Annotated in this window: 17 protein-coding genes; 10 read left to right on the top strand and 7 right to left on the bottom strand. The window is 65.8% G+C overall.

Translation table 11 applies throughout. From position 1 onward, the window contains the following. Positions 1-38 precede the first annotated feature (38 nt). The 4 genes from gpmI to GRX03_RS09195 all read left to right on the top strand — a co-directional run bounded on the left by gpmI (position 39) and on the right by GRX03_RS09195 (position 3752). Positions 39-1595, top strand: coding sequence for a 2,3-bisphosphoglycerate-independent phosphoglycerate mutase (gene gpmI / locus GRX03_RS09210; RefSeq protein WP_159763912.1), 1557 nt, complete (start codon positions 39-41; stop codon positions 1593-1595). Between the two features lie 65 nt (positions 1596-1660). Beyond that, entirely contained in the window at positions 1661-1852 is a 192-nt protein-coding gene (locus tag GRX03_RS09205) for a hypothetical protein (protein ID WP_159763911.1), read from the top strand. A 71-nt stretch (positions 1853-1923) separates the two neighbouring features. Further along, a complete protein-coding gene (locus GRX03_RS09200) occupies positions 1924-2853 on the top strand; it encodes an ABC transporter ATP-binding protein (RefSeq protein ID WP_159763910.1) in 930 nt (309 codons plus the stop codon). Next, the gene (locus GRX03_RS09195; protein WP_159763909.1) at positions 2850-3752 is read left to right on the top strand and encodes an ABC transporter permease; all 903 of its coding nucleotides are present in this window, start codon (positions 2850-2852) and stop codon (positions 3750-3752) included. The genes GRX03_RS09200 and GRX03_RS09195 overlap by 4 nt, the downstream gene beginning before the upstream one ends. A gap of 1 nt (position 3753) precedes the next feature. Here the strand turns inward: GRX03_RS09195 and GRX03_RS09190 are convergent, their stop codons facing one another. Next, the gene (locus GRX03_RS09190; RefSeq protein ID WP_159763908.1) at positions 3754-4236 is read right to left on the bottom strand and encodes a DUF4385 family protein; all 483 of its coding nucleotides are present in this window, start codon (positions 4234-4236) and stop codon (positions 3754-3756) included. A gap of 84 nt (positions 4237-4320) precedes the next feature. On the opposite strand from GRX03_RS09190, the gene GRX03_RS09185 reads away from it, so the two are divergent. Next, positions 4321-4701, top strand: coding sequence for a universal stress protein (locus GRX03_RS09185; RefSeq protein ID WP_159763907.1), 381 nt, complete (start codon positions 4321-4323; stop codon positions 4699-4701). A 62-nt stretch (positions 4702-4763) separates the two neighbouring features. Further along, complete coding sequence (locus GRX03_RS09180; protein ID WP_159763906.1) at positions 4764-5201, top strand: CBS domain-containing protein; 438 nt, start codon at positions 4764-4766, stop codon at positions 5199-5201. Here GRX03_RS09180 and GRX03_RS09175 read toward each other — a convergent pair whose 3' ends face one another. After that, entirely contained in the window at positions 5202-5444 is a 243-nt protein-coding gene (locus GRX03_RS09175; RefSeq protein WP_159763905.1) for a ferredoxin, read from the bottom strand. A 158-nt stretch (positions 5445-5602) separates the two neighbouring features. On the opposite strand from GRX03_RS09175, the gene GRX03_RS09170 reads away from it, so the two are divergent. Next, a complete protein-coding gene (locus GRX03_RS09170) occupies positions 5603-6022 on the top strand; it encodes a universal stress protein (protein WP_159763904.1) in 420 nt (139 codons plus the stop codon). Between the two features lie 16 nt (positions 6023-6038). On the opposite strand, the gene GRX03_RS09165 is transcribed toward GRX03_RS09170, so the two are convergent. Genes GRX03_RS09165 through GRX03_RS09155 form a run of 3 tightly spaced genes read right to left on the bottom strand, consistent with a single transcriptional unit; the run spans position 6039 to position 7480 of the window. Next, complete coding sequence (locus tag GRX03_RS09165; protein WP_159763903.1) at positions 6039-6761, bottom strand: endonuclease NucS domain-containing protein; 723 nt, start codon at positions 6759-6761, stop codon at positions 6039-6041. Between the two features lie 39 nt (positions 6762-6800). Further along, positions 6801-7202 (bottom strand): hypothetical protein, encoded by a 402-nt coding sequence (locus tag GRX03_RS09160; RefSeq protein WP_159763902.1) that lies wholly within the window; start codon positions 7200-7202, stop codon positions 6801-6803. Further along, positions 7199-7480 (bottom strand): AbrB/MazE/SpoVT family DNA-binding domain-containing protein, encoded by a 282-nt coding sequence (locus GRX03_RS09155; RefSeq protein ID WP_159763901.1) that lies wholly within the window; start codon positions 7478-7480, stop codon positions 7199-7201. Before GRX03_RS09155 ends, GRX03_RS09160 begins: the two co-directional genes overlap by 4 nt. 395 nt (positions 7481-7875) lie before the next feature. Between GRX03_RS09155 and GRX03_RS09150 the strand changes: the two genes are divergently transcribed. Then, positions 7876-9900, top strand: a complete 2025-nt coding sequence (locus tag GRX03_RS09150; RefSeq protein ID WP_159763900.1) for a hypothetical protein — start codon at positions 7876-7878, stop codon at positions 9898-9900. Between the two features lie 49 nt (positions 9901-9949). Then, positions 9950-11635 (top strand): ATP-binding protein, encoded by a 1686-nt coding sequence (locus GRX03_RS09145; RefSeq protein ID WP_159763899.1) that lies wholly within the window; start codon positions 9950-9952, stop codon positions 11633-11635. A 12-nt stretch (positions 11636-11647) separates the two neighbouring features. Here GRX03_RS09145 and GRX03_RS09140 read toward each other — a convergent pair whose 3' ends face one another. After that, on the bottom strand, positions 11648-13072 hold the full coding sequence (locus GRX03_RS09140) for an FAD-dependent oxidoreductase (RefSeq protein ID WP_159763898.1): 1425 nt from the start codon (positions 13070-13072) through the stop codon (positions 11648-11650). A 55-nt stretch (positions 13073-13127) separates the two neighbouring features. Further along, complete coding sequence (locus GRX03_RS09135) at positions 13128-13379, bottom strand: helix-turn-helix domain-containing protein (RefSeq protein WP_159763897.1); 252 nt, start codon at positions 13377-13379, stop codon at positions 13128-13130. Positions 13380-13501: 122 nt separating this feature from the next. Here GRX03_RS09135 and GRX03_RS09130 point away from each other — a divergent pair, with 122 nt between their 5' ends. Further along, positions 13502-14185 (top strand): haloacid dehalogenase type II, encoded by a 684-nt coding sequence (locus tag GRX03_RS09130; RefSeq protein ID WP_159763896.1) that lies wholly within the window; start codon positions 13502-13504, stop codon positions 14183-14185. Positions 14186-14227: the final 42 nt, after the last annotated feature.

Here is a 14227-nt window from a genome sequence, read left to right as displayed (position 1 = left end):
TCCGAAAACGTCGTAGGCGGCCGTCCCGAGCGACCTGTATGAAGGTTGGACTCGTGATTCTCGACGGCTGGGGGCTGAACCCGGACGAGCAGGCCCGCGACGCCGTCGCCGCGGCGGAGACGCCGACCGTCGACCGACTGGGCGAGCGGGCCGCGAGCGGAACGCTCGAAACCTCCGGCCGTCGGGTCGGTCTCCCCGAGGGACAGATGGGCAACAGCGAGGTCGGCCACCTCAACATCGGCGCGGGCCGGGTGCTCGTCCAGGAGTCGGCCCGGATCACCGACGCAATCGACCGCTGGCGCGGCGAGGAGACCGCGTTCGACGAGCCCGCGGACCCGCCGCTGGACGACAACGACGCGATTGCCGGCGCGCTCGATCACGTCGAGCAGTCCGGCGGTCGGCTCCACCTGCTCGGACTCGTCAGCGACGGCGGCGTCCACTCCTACCAGTCACACCTCCACGCGCTGATCGAACTCGCCGCCGACCGGGGGGTCGAGGCCGTCACCCACGCGTTCACCGACGGCCGCGATACCGCCCCGAAATCCGGGAAGGGCTATCTCGAAACGCTCGAGGCACACGCCGCAGAACAGGGGACCGGCCACGTCGCCACCGTCTCCGGGCGGTACTACGCGATGGATCGCGACGAGAACTGGGAGCGCACGAAGCGGGCCTACGACGCTATCGTCTCTCGGGAGGCCGAGTACAGCGCCGCGTCCGCGCCCGCCGCGGCGACCGAGTCGTACGACCGCGAAACGACAGACGAGTTCATCGAACCGACGCTGATCGACGGCGGCCCGGCGCTGAGTGACGGCGACGCCGCCGTCTTCGTCAACTTCCGGTCGGACCGCGCGCGGCAGTTGACGCGGATGCTCGCCGATATCGACCCCGAGTGGCCCTTCGAGACGACGCCGCCGGAGATCGAACTGGTGACGATGACCCAGTACGACGAGACGTTCGATCTCCCCGTCGCTTTCCCGCCGACCCGCCCCGAGAACACCCTCGGCGCGGTGCTTGCCGAGCACGGTCTCACACAACTCCGGATCGCGGAAACCGAGAAGTACCCCCACGTCACCTACTTCCTCAACGGCGGCCGGGAGGTCGAGTTCGACGGCGAACTCCGGGAGATCGTTCCCAGCCCCGACGTGGCTACGTACGATCAACAACCGGAGATGAGCGCCGAGGCGGTGACCGATCAGGCCGTCTCGTACATCGAGACCGAGGACCCGGACGTGGTCGTGCTCAACTACGCTAACCCGGATATGGTCGGCCACACCGGCGACTTCGAGGCCGCCGTCGCCGCGGTTGAGGCCGTCGACGCGAATCTCTCGCGGTTGCTCGACGCCGTCTCCGAGGCGGGCGCTCACGCCCTCGTCACGGCCGACCACGGCAACGCCGACGAGATGGGCACGGCGGAGGAACCCCACACCGCACACACCACCAACCCCGTCCCCGTGTTCTACCGGGCCCCAGACGGCACCGACGGCGGCGAGCAGATCCGGGGCGACGGCACCCTCGCCGACCTCGCGCCGACGATCCTTCGCCTGCTCGGCGTCGAGAAACCCGCGGAGATGACCGGGGAGACCCTGCTGGAGTGAGCGGCGCAACCAATAGGGGTCTGGAAGCCGAACGAGAGACCATGCAGCCCCTGTGTCACTCACAGATGGAAACGAAGGACGCGATTGCCCGGGAGCTGTTGGATCTCGACGACAGTGACGCCGCCGAGACAATCGACGATGCGTACGCGAGTGCGGTGGGCGCGGCCGTCGATATCCAGTCTCGCGGGGGTGACCCCGAGTTCCTGAACGACGAGCGCGAGGGCGACGTCGAGATTCTGACCGGCGACGCCGAGTAACCGTTCGCACGACCGACCATTTTCGGCCCAGTGCAACGCCCTTAACCGCACGAACCGTCTCCTTTCGGGTAATGACTGCGGCCATCGACGTACGGGGATTAGAGAAGTCGTACGGCGACGTGCAGGCGCTGGATGGCCTCTCGCTGTCGGTCGAGGAAGGCGAGTTCTTCGGTCTGCTCGGGCCGAACGGCGCTGGCAAGACCACCTTCATCAACGTGCTGGTCGGGCTGGTCCGCGCGAGCGGCGGCGAAGCATCTGTGTTCGGCTACGACGTGGTCGAGGACTACCGCGAGGTCCGGGACCGGATCGGGCTGGCGCCACAGGAGTACAACGTCGACCGCTTTTTCCCGATTCAGGAGGTGCTCGAACACAAGGCCGGCTATCACGGCTTCGACCGCGCGACCGCACGGGAGCGGGCTCGCGAGGCGCTTGAGATGGTCGACATCGCCGACAAGGCCGACGCTCGGTTCCACCAGCTATCCGGCGGGATGAAACGCCGGTTCATGCTCGCCCGTGCGCTGGTCTCCGGGCCGGAACTGCTCATCCTCGACGAGCCGACAGCCGGAGTCGACGTGCAACTCCGGCACGACCTCTGGGAGATCATCGAGAAGATGAACGCCGCCGGGACGACCATCCTGCTCACGACCCACTACATCGAGGAGGCCGAACGGCTCTGTGACCGGGTCGCGATTCTCGACCAGGGGCGGAAAGTCGAGGTGGCGACGCCGGACGAACTCACCCAGCGCGGCACCGACACGCTGGATATCGGACTCGGCGATCCGCCGGCGACCGCGCCACAGATCGACCGGGACGGGGTCGTCTCCGCACGCATGGACGGCGACCGCCTGCTGGTGACCGCACGCGGTGGCAGCGGGCTCGTTCCGGACGTGCTTCGAGAACTGGAAGCGGAGGGGTACACGGTGACGGATCTCGACATCCGTCGGGCATCGCTCGAAGAGGTCTTCGTCGACATGACACGGACCGCGGAGGGACAGGCATGAGCGACCACGAGACGGACAGTGCTGGCGATTCGACGCGGACAGACGGCGGGACCGGCCGGGCTGACGGGATCGAACTGCTCGGGACCGAGGCGACGACGGCCGCCGAGACCGGCGATCGAGCGGGGGGGCTGACCGGGTTCCGGGCCCTGCTCCGCCGGGAAGTGCTCCGCTTTATCCGTCGCCCGCGAAACACCTTCCTCCCGCCGATGATCACGAACGTGCTGTACTTCGCGGTGTTCGGCGTCATCCTCGGGGGCCGGATCGATCAGATCGCCGGCTTCGATTACATCGTCTTCCTGCTGCCGGGGCTGATCGTGCTCGGTACGATCTCGAACGCCTTCGAGAACGCCTCGTTTTCGATCTTTCACGGCCGCTGGAACGAGTACATCGAGACGGTCATCATCTCGCCGCTGTCGAACTGGATGTTCGTCGCGGCCTACGTCATCGCCTCCGCGATCCGGGGCGTGCTGGTCGGGTCGATCATCGCGGCGATCGGACTGGTCTTCGTGACGGTGACTGACCGCTCGATTGCGATCGCGGAGCCGCTGTATCTCGTCGCCTTCATGCTCGTCATCTCGACGCTGTTTGCCGGCCTCGGCATCATCGGCGGCCTGTGGGCGCGGGATTTCGACTACCTGACGGTGATGAACCAGTTCATCGTCCGGCCGCTGGTCTTCTTCGGCGGGGTCTTCTACTCGCTCGACGTGTTGCCGACGATCTATCGGGCGCTCTCGCTGACGAACCCGATGGTCTACATGGTCAACGGCGTTCGGTACGGCTTCCTCGGGTACTCCGACGTGGGGCCGACGATGGCGCTTGCGGTGCTGAGCGGCTTCACGGCGTTCGTGATCGCGCTCGACGTCTGGCTGTTCCGGCGCGGATACGGCATCGTCGACTGACTCACTCCTCGCGGCGCAGGTGAGTTTTCGCCCGCCCGTAGGCGTCGTCCTCGCGGACGCTGTCGAGATACTCCTTGTAGATGAGCGCGATCTCGCGTTTCTCCTCGTCGTACCACCGCTGGGGGTCGCGTTCGACGCGGTCGCCGTCGTCGTCTTCGTACTTCCGTCCGCCCGGATACTTCGCGTACCGCATCGCTCGGGTCCAGCCCATCTGGAGATACTTCCGGGCCATGTCCATCCCGACGAAATCCTCGGCCTCGCGGTACTCGCAGTAGCGGTCGTAGATCGCCTCCGCGCCGGAGTTCGCGCTGTCGAGGTCGCTGATCGTCCACTCGGGGAACAGTTCACTCTTGTACGGTTCGATCTTGAACGCGCCGCGCTCGTCGCTGGTGTAGCGGTATCGCTCGGGGTTCGCCCGGAAGTTCAGGTCGTACTCCGGGCCGTCTTCGACCTCGGGCACGTCGCCGCGGACGGGATCGCTCATCGTCGGGTGTCAGGACCGCGCGTTCATCGACGTTACGCCGGTGCGGACCGCAGCTATATTGTCGCGGCCGCCTGATCCCGAGCTATGACGACAGTCCTCGTCGGGACGGACTCGGTACACACGACGGCGGCGGCCTGCGATTATCTCGGCCCGCGCCTCGACACCGGTGATACCGTCCTCATCTGCGCGGTACCGGAGGGACCGGTCTCCGAACGGGACGCGGGCGACGCCGGAAACGTCGCGCGGACGCGACTCGTCGAGCCAACCGTCGAAATCATAGAGCAGAACGGGGACGGCACCTCTGTTAGCGCTGTCCTCAGAGACGCCGCCGAGGAGTACGATGTCGACGAGATCGTCGTCGGCGCCAACCGCGGCGATCCCGAGACCGCCGGCGACCCGCCCGGATCGACCGTCCGGGAGCTGCTCGCCGCGGCCGACCGCCCGGTGGTCGTGGTCCGGGTCTGATCTCGGGCCGGGGTCGAGGAGGGGCACCGGAATTAAAGATGGATCGCGCCGAAAGGTCAGCTATGTCGGAGAAAGAGACTCCGGTCGAGGAGATCATGAGTTCACCCGTCGCGACAGTCACCAGCGACACGACGATCACCGAGGCCGCACAGGTGCTTCGGGAGAAGAGCATCGGTTCGCTGGTCGTCGGCGACGAGATTATCGAGGGGATCGTTACGGAGACCGACGTCGTCGGAGCAGTCAGTGAGGGACTCGACCTCGACTCGACGGCCGTCGAGGAGATCATGACGGATCCCGTGGTGACGGTCCGGCCGAACGAACCCGTCTACGTCGCCGGCGAGCGGATGGGCCACAACGCCGTCAAGAAGCTCCCGGTGACCGAAGACGGCGAGCCGGTCGGCATCGTGACGACGACCGACCTCGCGCATTTCTTCCCGCGCAACCGGATCACGATGGCTTCCCGGCCCGAGCGCGACGTGCGCGAAGGCGAGTTCGAGTAATCAGACGATCTGCTCGCCGTCGTCGTCGTAGACGGCGATCGCGTCGACCGGACAGCTCCGGGCGGCGAATTTCGCGTCCAGTTCCTCACCATCGGGCACCTCTCGGACGAAGAGATCCTCGCTCGCCTCCTCGCTGTCTGCCAAGTCCGCCTTGCCGTCGTCCTCGTCGCGCTCGAACGCCTCCCACTCCGCGGTGCACTGGAACATCCCGATGCAGGTGTCGCGGTCGAATTCGATTCGCATACCCGAAGTTTGCGGCCGACGGGCATAGAGGTGGTGGATACCGCCGTGACACCCATACCGTCCGATTACACAACTATTCCACTCACACCAATACAATTGTTTCCGTAAATTCTGTAATAGTGGACAGATTTTAGTGTCCGTGGCGGATCCAGATCCCTATGTACGACGACATCCTGTTTCCGACCGACGGGAGCGAGGCCGCCGAGTCCGCCTTCGAGCACGCCATAAATCAGGCCGAGGCCTTCGATTCGACGTTACACGTGCTGTTTGTCGCGAACACGAACTATCAGGACCTGGGGGCGACGGGTTCGCGCTCGGTCGACGATCTCCGAGAGAGCGGGCGAGCGGTGGTCGAGGAGATCGAGTCGGCGGCCAGCGACGCCGCCGTCGTGACCGAGACACACGTCGAGGAGGGAGATCCGCACAAGAGGATCCTGGAGTACGCCGACGAGACGGATATGATCGTCATGGGGACGCGAGGGCGAAGCGGGATCGACCGGTATCTCCTCGGGAGCGTCACGGAGAAGGTCGTCCGGACGGCAGACGTGCCCGTGTTCACGGTCCGGGATCGGGACTGAGATCCTGTCGTGGGAGTCAGTCTGTAGCCCCGGCGCGGCAGTCGCTGTCGAGACAGCGGCGACCGGTCGGCGTCTCGAACGCGGGGAGTCCGCAGTCGCAGGTCCCGTCGTGTGTCCCGGTCGGGAACGAGTACACGACCTCGCAGTCGGGATAGCGATCGCATCCGAGCAGTATCCCGCCGCGGTAGAGCACGCGCAGCGACCCCTCACAATCCGGGCAGTCCCACCGGCGGTCGAACGCCCGGCGAACACGGTCGGTCAGCGAATCGCAGTCGGGACAGCAGACCAGCGAACAGCCGCGTTGTACCTGGACCTGTGGGAGACCGCAGTCGGTACACTGCTCGTCGAGGACGGTGGCATCCCGAGGGATCGGGTAGGCGGATTCGCAGTCGAGACAGGAGATGGTACCGTCGGACCGGAGCAGTGTGTCGTCGCAGTCGGGACAGTGACCGACCGGCAGGCCCGCGTCGCCCACGTCGTGTTGGCCGTGACTGTGGGCGTCGTGGACGGTAACGGTGAGCGACTGGTCGCCGTCACGAGCGGCGACGGTGTCGCCCGTCACGGTGACAGAATCGGGTCTGGTGAGCCACGCGACCGGTTGGTAGCCGTCGGCGTCGTGGACCAAGACGGTGTTGTCGGGCTTGACGAGCACGAGCACATCGCCGTGTTGCTCCTGTTCGCGCGTTCCCTCGAAGATAGTCGTACAGCGGCCAGCGATGACGTGGGCCTGTTCGGGCATGGGGGGTGTGGTTCCGTGATTGGATATAAATGGTTAGCTCTATTTCCAGATCGTTTCCTCAGCAGCGAATCCTTCGTCACTCGTGACAATTGCTTCCGTTCCCCGCACGCGGTGGTTCGCAATAACCAGCGCGTCGTGGAGCGTGTGGTGGTCGATGAGACTCCCGTAGACTGCCAAATCGTGTTCGTCAGTCGGCGCAATCTGTACCGGCCCGTCGTTTACGAGTCCTCGCAGTACCGCGTTCGGTGTCGTGTCGACTTCGACATCCGCAATCGCTCCCTTGTTGACTGCCGTCCAGATCGCCTCGCTCACAGTCACAGTCGGCGCTTCGATCACATCCACTCCCTTTTCGGCCCGTCGGAAGACATCGTCTGCGGCTGGCGGCAGTCGGTCGACGAGATAGCGAGCCATCGCCACGCCGTCGACAGTGTACCGCGTCATTCGGGCGTCCACTCCGTCTCCCTGTTCGAACGTATTTCCGCCTCCATCTCCTCGGCCATCTCTTCTCGTTTCTCCGCCGAGACGTCATCGTCGACGAGCATCCCGCGCCCGGCCGAACGAGTCGTCTTCCTGACCTTGATACCCTCCTCAGTTTTTTGCCAAAGCAGTTCGTCCCCTTCCTCGAGACCGAACTCCTCACGCAACTTCTTCGGAATGGTGACCTGTCCTTTCCGCGTGATACGAGTCGTCTCCCCGTCGACATCGTTCTCCGTGCTCATATGTAGTACTACACGTGGTAGTACCTAAGTATTTGCTCCGGGCGTCTAGATCCGACCCACTAGTAGTTAGCTAGTGCTGTCGGGCTTGACGGGGACGACCATGTCGCCGTGGCGCTTCTGCGCTCTCGATCCCTCGAAGACGGTCGTAGAGCGGCCAGTGGCGATGTGAGCGGTTTCGGACACAGGGTGGCTGGTCGCGGGATCTGTAATAAACCTCGGCGGCCGCTACAGCACGTTGTGTAGATCCGTGCGGGAGGCGAGGCCGGCGGAGCATAGCCCGGTGGCCACTCTCAGACCGGAACGGGGGTAGCGCCGAATGTAGACGATCAGTATATCTTGGGAAAGTCGACGAAGTAACTAAGTGTTGGCACAAAAATAGTACAGAGACACGGATAATGGGGAGCACACGGCAAACAAGCGGCCAGCCAGTGCCCGGCGACGACGGCCGCGTCGCCGGGGCAGCGGGAAAGCGCACGAGCGACCTGGGGCGGTTCTGGTGGGCGGCGGCAGCGGCGGTGCTCGTCGTCGGTCTGCTGGCAACGGTTCCGGTAGCGACGGCAGAGGCTACGCAGGCTACCGCCGCGCAGCAGGACGGGACAACCGAGTTCAACGCGACGAGCGGAAGCGGAGAGCTTCGGATCGGCGGCGACGACGGCCAGACAATCGACATCGAACCGGGCGATATCGTCATCGAGGGCGAGGCCAGCGACGGCACCTGGGAATCGACCGATGTCGACTTCAGCGGTGTCGGCGGGAGCATCGGCGCCGAAATAACGGCACCGAACGGCCTCGAAGGTGAGTACGACCCCGAAAACGACAGGTTCACCCTCGAAGGGGAACTGCTCGTCTCGGTCGGGTTGACCGGCGATCAGTTCCGGTTCAGGCTCGTCGCCGAAAGCGAGCGCAGCGAGACGGATCTCACCGAAGACGGCGGGCGAGCGGTCGTCGCCGACGACACGTTCACTGTCAACGAGACCGGGACGGAGGTGATCGACGAGCGACTCGGCCTCCCGGCGACCGAACCCGGCGAAAACAGCATCAGAGCGCCGTTCAATATCGAGACGCCGGGGAGCAACGAGAGCGAGGAGGAGACCGAGCCGGCGGAGCTGTCCGTCACGCCCGAATCCGTCGAGTTCGAGAGCATCACCGAAGGGGAGACGGCAACCCGGACCGTAACGATAGCGAACGAGGGCGGCGAACCGCTCCGGTTGCGGCGGGCCGAACTGCGCCAGTGGCCCGGGGAGTTACGCGTCGGGGCGGAGCTACCGATCGAACTCGCTCCCGGCGAACAGCGAGAGCTGACGGTCACGTTCGCGCCCGAGCGGCCGGGCGTTCGGACGACGACGCTGCTGCTCGTCGGTGAGAACCCGTCGGTGAGAGAGACAGTTCCGGTCGCCAGCGGCAGAGTCGAGGCGGAGGTGACCGTCGAGGAGAACCGCACCCGGGTCGACGCGTCGGTGCAGGATGCACGGGCAAACGAGTCGATCAACATCGCGGTCCCGGACGACACCGATACCGATGAGGACGACGAGTTCGAGACGGAGGAGTTCGGCATCACGCCGGCAGAGAACACCGACGTGACGGTCGATATCGAGACGAGCAACCAGTCGCTCGAGGACACGCCGGAGACCGACGCTGGCTTCACGCCGAACGCCGCACAACTCGGAAACATCAGCGTCGAGACGAACCTCAGCCCCGACGAGACCGAACGGGTCGAGATCACCACCCGAATCAACAGGAGCCGCCTGGAGGAGTTAGACACGGACCCGGGCAACGTCACGATGTATCGGTTCAACGAGTCACAGGATCGCTGGCGGCCACAGCGGACCGAAGTGATCGACAGGACGGAGGAGACGATTCAGGTTCGAGCCATCGCCGATCACGCCTCGGAGTGGACCGCGGCGGCGGCCCGCCCCGAGTTCGAGATCACCGACTCGAACGTCAACGTCGACGTCGCGACGGTCGAGGAGACGGTCACTATCAACGTGTTCGTCGAGAACACCGGCGGAACCGAGGGAACGTACGTGGCGGATCTACTGCTCAACGGCGAGGTCGTCGACAGCAAAGAGTCCGTCATCGCCAAAGGCGGCGAGGCGCTGTTCGACTTCGAGCGGTCGTTCGACCAGCCCGGCACCTACGAGGTGCAGGTCAACGACCAGCGGATCACCGAAATCGAGGTGACCGAGGCCGGCGGGACCGAGACCGACCCCGGCGACGGGTCCGCGACCGACGGCGACTCCGGGACAGACGGCGAGGGCGGCACCGACGGAGGGAGCGCCGAGACAGAGGACACGGAGACGAACGGGACCGACGGAGGGGACGGCACGGCGAGCAGTGACGGGCTCGGTCCCGGATTCGGCGTCCTCGCCGGCGTGACCGCCGTCCTCGTGACCGCGCTCGCGGCACGGCGACGGTCATGAGCGCCGAAGGAAAGACGGGCGCGACGAGCGCCGAGCGTGATCTTCGGACATGCGCCTGCTGACACGATATCTGCTGGTGCTCGTCGGCGTGTCACTGATCCTCGGTGTCACGGTCGTCGGCGGGACGGAACTCTTCCAGCAACAGACCGAGAGCCGCGAGCAGCGCGATGTCGACGAGACGGCGGAACTGGCGGCCGACCAGATCGACGAGTCGCTGAACCGTGAACTGGACCGGCTGGTCAGCAGAAGCTCCGTCCCGCCCGCGAATCTCACCGCCGATTCCGGCCCGTATCTCCAGTCAGTCATCGACGACACCGCGTTCGATACCGCCCTGTTTATCGATGCGAACGGGACGATCAGAGATATCAGGGGGATCAGCCAGCAGAGCGAGCTATCCCGCGGAGATATCGTCGGAACCGACGAGTCCGACGAGCCGTACTTCCAGACGAGCCTGGCCGAGGGGAGCCACATCGCGGACCCGGAGGTCGAATCGGACGGCCGGGTCACGCTCGTCATGGCTGCTCGGGTCGTCCAGAACGGGACACAGGCAGGGGTGCTGGCGGCCGCGATCACCGTCTACGATCCCGCCGTCGAGACGGAGGCACAACTGTTCAGCGCGCTCGCACCGCTGAACACGACCGACCAGTCCGCCAGGGTGATCCAACCGACCGAGAGCGGCGAGGTTGTCATGGCCGGTCCCACCACGGAGTTCCAGCGCAGTCTCACCAGCCGCGCACGCTCCGAAGAGAGCGGCTGGATCGTCGAAATCGAGCGCGACCGTAGCGACCTCCTCGACCGGCTGACCCTCCTGCAGACCATCCAGTTCGGCAGCCTGTTCGTCGTCATCGTCTCGGTGCTCGGACTCGGCGTCTACGAGTACCGGACGAACCTGCGACAGACCAGGCGGTTGCTCGACGGGTTCGGGGAGTTGACCGACGGGAACTTCGAGCACACGCTCGAACTGACCGCCGCCACGGAGTGGCGACAGATCGGCGACGGCTTCAACGAGATGGCCGACAGCCTGGCCGAACGCGAACGACAGCTCAGAGAACGCGAGCGGGAGATCAGGGAGCGCGAGCGGCGGCTGAGCGTACTGAACCGCGTGCTCAGGCACAACCTCCAGAACGACATGAACGTCATTCAGGGGTACGCCGAGATCCTCCCGGAAGCGGACCCACAGCAGATCGAGCGTGCCTCGGCGAAGATCATCGAGAAGTCCCAGGGACTCGTCGACCACGGGAAGAAGGCCCGTCGGCTGGAGACCATCATGGACAACGCCGCGGAGGGACCGAACGAGATCGATCTCGTTCCGCGGGTGCGGGATATCGTCGCGGAGTATCAGGCGGAGTATCCCGAACACACCGTCCACACCTCGTTCCCGGACCGGGCGGTGGTGAGCGCGGTCTCCGGCGTGGAGTTCGGGATCGAGAGCCTCGTCGAGAACGCCTTCGAGCACAACACCAGCGACAGCCCGGCGGTGTGGGTCAGTATCGCGGTCGACGACCGCGTGCTGGTCGAGATCCGGGACAACGGCCCCGGCATCCCGCCCCACGAGCGCGACGTACTCGAAGAGAGCGAGGAAACCTCCCTCGAACACGGGAGCGGGATCGGTCTCTGGCTCGCGTACTGGGCAGTGACGAAATCGGACGGCGAGTTGCGGTTCGACGGCGACTGGGACGGTGGATTCGTCCGCGTCTGGCTGCCGCGGCCGGAGCGGAGAGACGACGAGGTCTGAACGCACCTGCGGTCACGCGGAGAGCGTGCCGTCGAGCACTTTCGCCGCCACGAGGATCGGGTCCCAGACCGGGCTGAACGGCGGGGCGTACGCGAGGTCGAACCGCTCCAGTTCCTCGACGGTAGTGGCCTCGTGCAGCGCCGTCGCCAGGGTGTCGATCCGGATCGCCGCGCGGTCCTCCCCGGCGATGGTCCCGCCGAGCAGACGGCCGCTCTCGCGGTCGGCGGTCAGCGTCACTGTCGTCTCGGCGTTGCCGGGGTAATAGCCCGACCGCGAACCGGCGGTGATCGTCTCCGAGACGGGATCGAAGCCCGCCGCCTCCGCGCGGTCGTGGTCGATGATACCGGTACGTCCGCATTCCAGGTCGAAGGCTTTCAACACGGCCGTTCCGGCGATCTCACCCACCGGCGCGGGCTCGCCCGCAACCGTCTGTCCGATGGCGCGGCCCGCCCGGTTCGCCGTCAGACCGAGCGGAACCCAGTCGTTCTCGCCGGTGACCGTGTGGCGGTTCTCCGCGCAGTCACCGGCGGCGTAGATCCCCTCGACCGCCGTCCGGCCGTACTCGTCGGTGACAATCGCGCCGGAGCCCCCGAGTTCGACGCCGGTTTCCGCCACGAGTTCGGCGTTCGGGCGGATGCCGATTCCGACCACGACCAGATCGACCTCGACGGCCCCGTCGTCGGCGACGACCCGCTCGACGCTGCCGTCGCCCGCGAGCGCTTCGACCTCGGTGTTCAGGTGGAGGTCGACGCCCGCGTCGTCCAGATACGCGGTGATCTCGTCACCGACCGCCTCGCCGAAGGGCGGGGCGGGCCGATCCGAGCGCTGGTAGAGATGCGTGTCGAGGTCGCGGCCGCGGAAGGCCTCGGCCATCTCGACCCCCACGTAGCCACCGCCGACGACGGCGACCGTCTCCGGCGGGTCGCGCTCGACGTACTCGGACAGCTCGCTGAGGTCGACGTAGCCCGCGTCGAACATCGCGTCGTCGGCCTCCTCGGGAGGTGTCAGAAGCGCCCGCAGCGCCGCCGCCGAGTGCATGTGATGCATCGTGAACACGTCGTCGAGATCGGTGCCGTCGATGGGTTCTGTCACCGCGCGCGCTCCCGTGGCGATCAGGAGGTCGTCGTACGGTTGCTCGAACGTGCCGTCGGCGCCCTCCACCGAGACCGTCTGTCGCTCCGGATCGACCTCGACAACCTCGTGGTTGCGGTGGAGGTCGACGCCGCGCTCGCGGACCTCCGCGGGCGACAACGAGAGCAGGTCACCGATAGAGTCCACCTCCCCCTTGACGTAGTAGGGCATACCGCAGTGGGCGTATGAGATCCACTCGCTTTTTTCGTAGACGATGACATCGCGGTCTGGGTCCTCGCGTTTGCACTTGCTGGCCGCGCTGAGTCCGGCGGCGTCGCCGCCGACGACGACAAACGGGTCGCTCATACGTCGTTCTCTGCCCCCACCGGTAGTAAGTGTTGGTGAGCGGCTGGTTACCGGATCAGTCCTCCCCTGTGAGTGAGTACAGCGTCTTGCGCGCGTCGACGACCGAACCCCGGGAGGTGACGAGGTCGGCGTCTTCGAGCGTCGACAGCGCGGAGCGGACCGTGCGGCCGGCGAGCAGCGTCTGCTCGGCCAGTTGCGGCTGGGTTAGTTCGCCCTCGTGTTCCAGCGTTTTGACGACGAGTTTCGCACTGGGCGGCATCTCCGAGAGGGAGTCAGTCGCGTCGTCGGGATGCGACTGGGATGTCATACGTCTTACTGTGTCGGATCACACAAGAAGCTTTCCCGGTGATGTGCTGGCCAGTCACAGAGCCATCGAGGTGTACCGAGCGCGGGGGCGACGTTTAACAGGATCGGCAGTGTAACGAGCGCATGGGATTCGACGCAGATCGCGTGAGCACCGTCACGTTCGACTCGTACAGCACACTGGTCGATGTCGACGCCGCGGAGACGGCGCTGGCCGAGCGGGTGCCTGACCCCGAACCCGTCTCGCGGCTCTGGCGCTCGCGCTCGCTGGCGTACACCTTCATCGCCAACCAGGTCGACGCCTACCAGCCGTTTTACGAGATGAACCGCGACGCGTTGCAGTACGCGCTCGACGCCTACGGGGTGGACATCACCACCGAGGAGCGCGACGAGATCCTCGCGGTCTATCACGAACTCGATGTCTTCGACGACGTTCGTGAGGGCATCTCGCGGCTCGTCGAGGGGGGATACGACTGCTACGTGATCTCGAACGGGAACCCGGAGATGCTGGCCTCGATGGTCGATCACGCCGACATCGGTGATCTGCTCACCGACACGATCAGCGCCGACGAGGTCGAGACGTTCAAACCCGCCGCCGAGATATACCGCCACGGCGCGGCCCGGACCGGCACGCCGATCGAAGAGGTGGCACACGTGACCGCCGGCTTCTTCGACGTAGTGGGGGCGGAACACGCCGGGATGCAGGGCGTCTGGCTCAACCGGAAATCCCGCCCGTGGGAGCCGTTCGCGGGCGATCCCTCGCTGGTCGTCGACTCGATTCACGACGTCGCCGAGGAGTTAGGCGTGTAGCGGACCGGTCCGGAGCACGGCCGGCCGGTAGATTCATCGGTC

The sequence above is a fragment of the Halovenus carboxidivorans genome (assembly GCF_009831575.1).
GTDB classification, from domain to species: Archaea; Halobacteriota; Halobacteria; order Halobacteriales; family Haloarculaceae; genus Halovenus; species Halovenus carboxidivorans.
The sequence above is the reverse complement of the archived record's forward strand: the minus strand, read 5'-3'. Positions and strand labels throughout refer to the sequence as shown.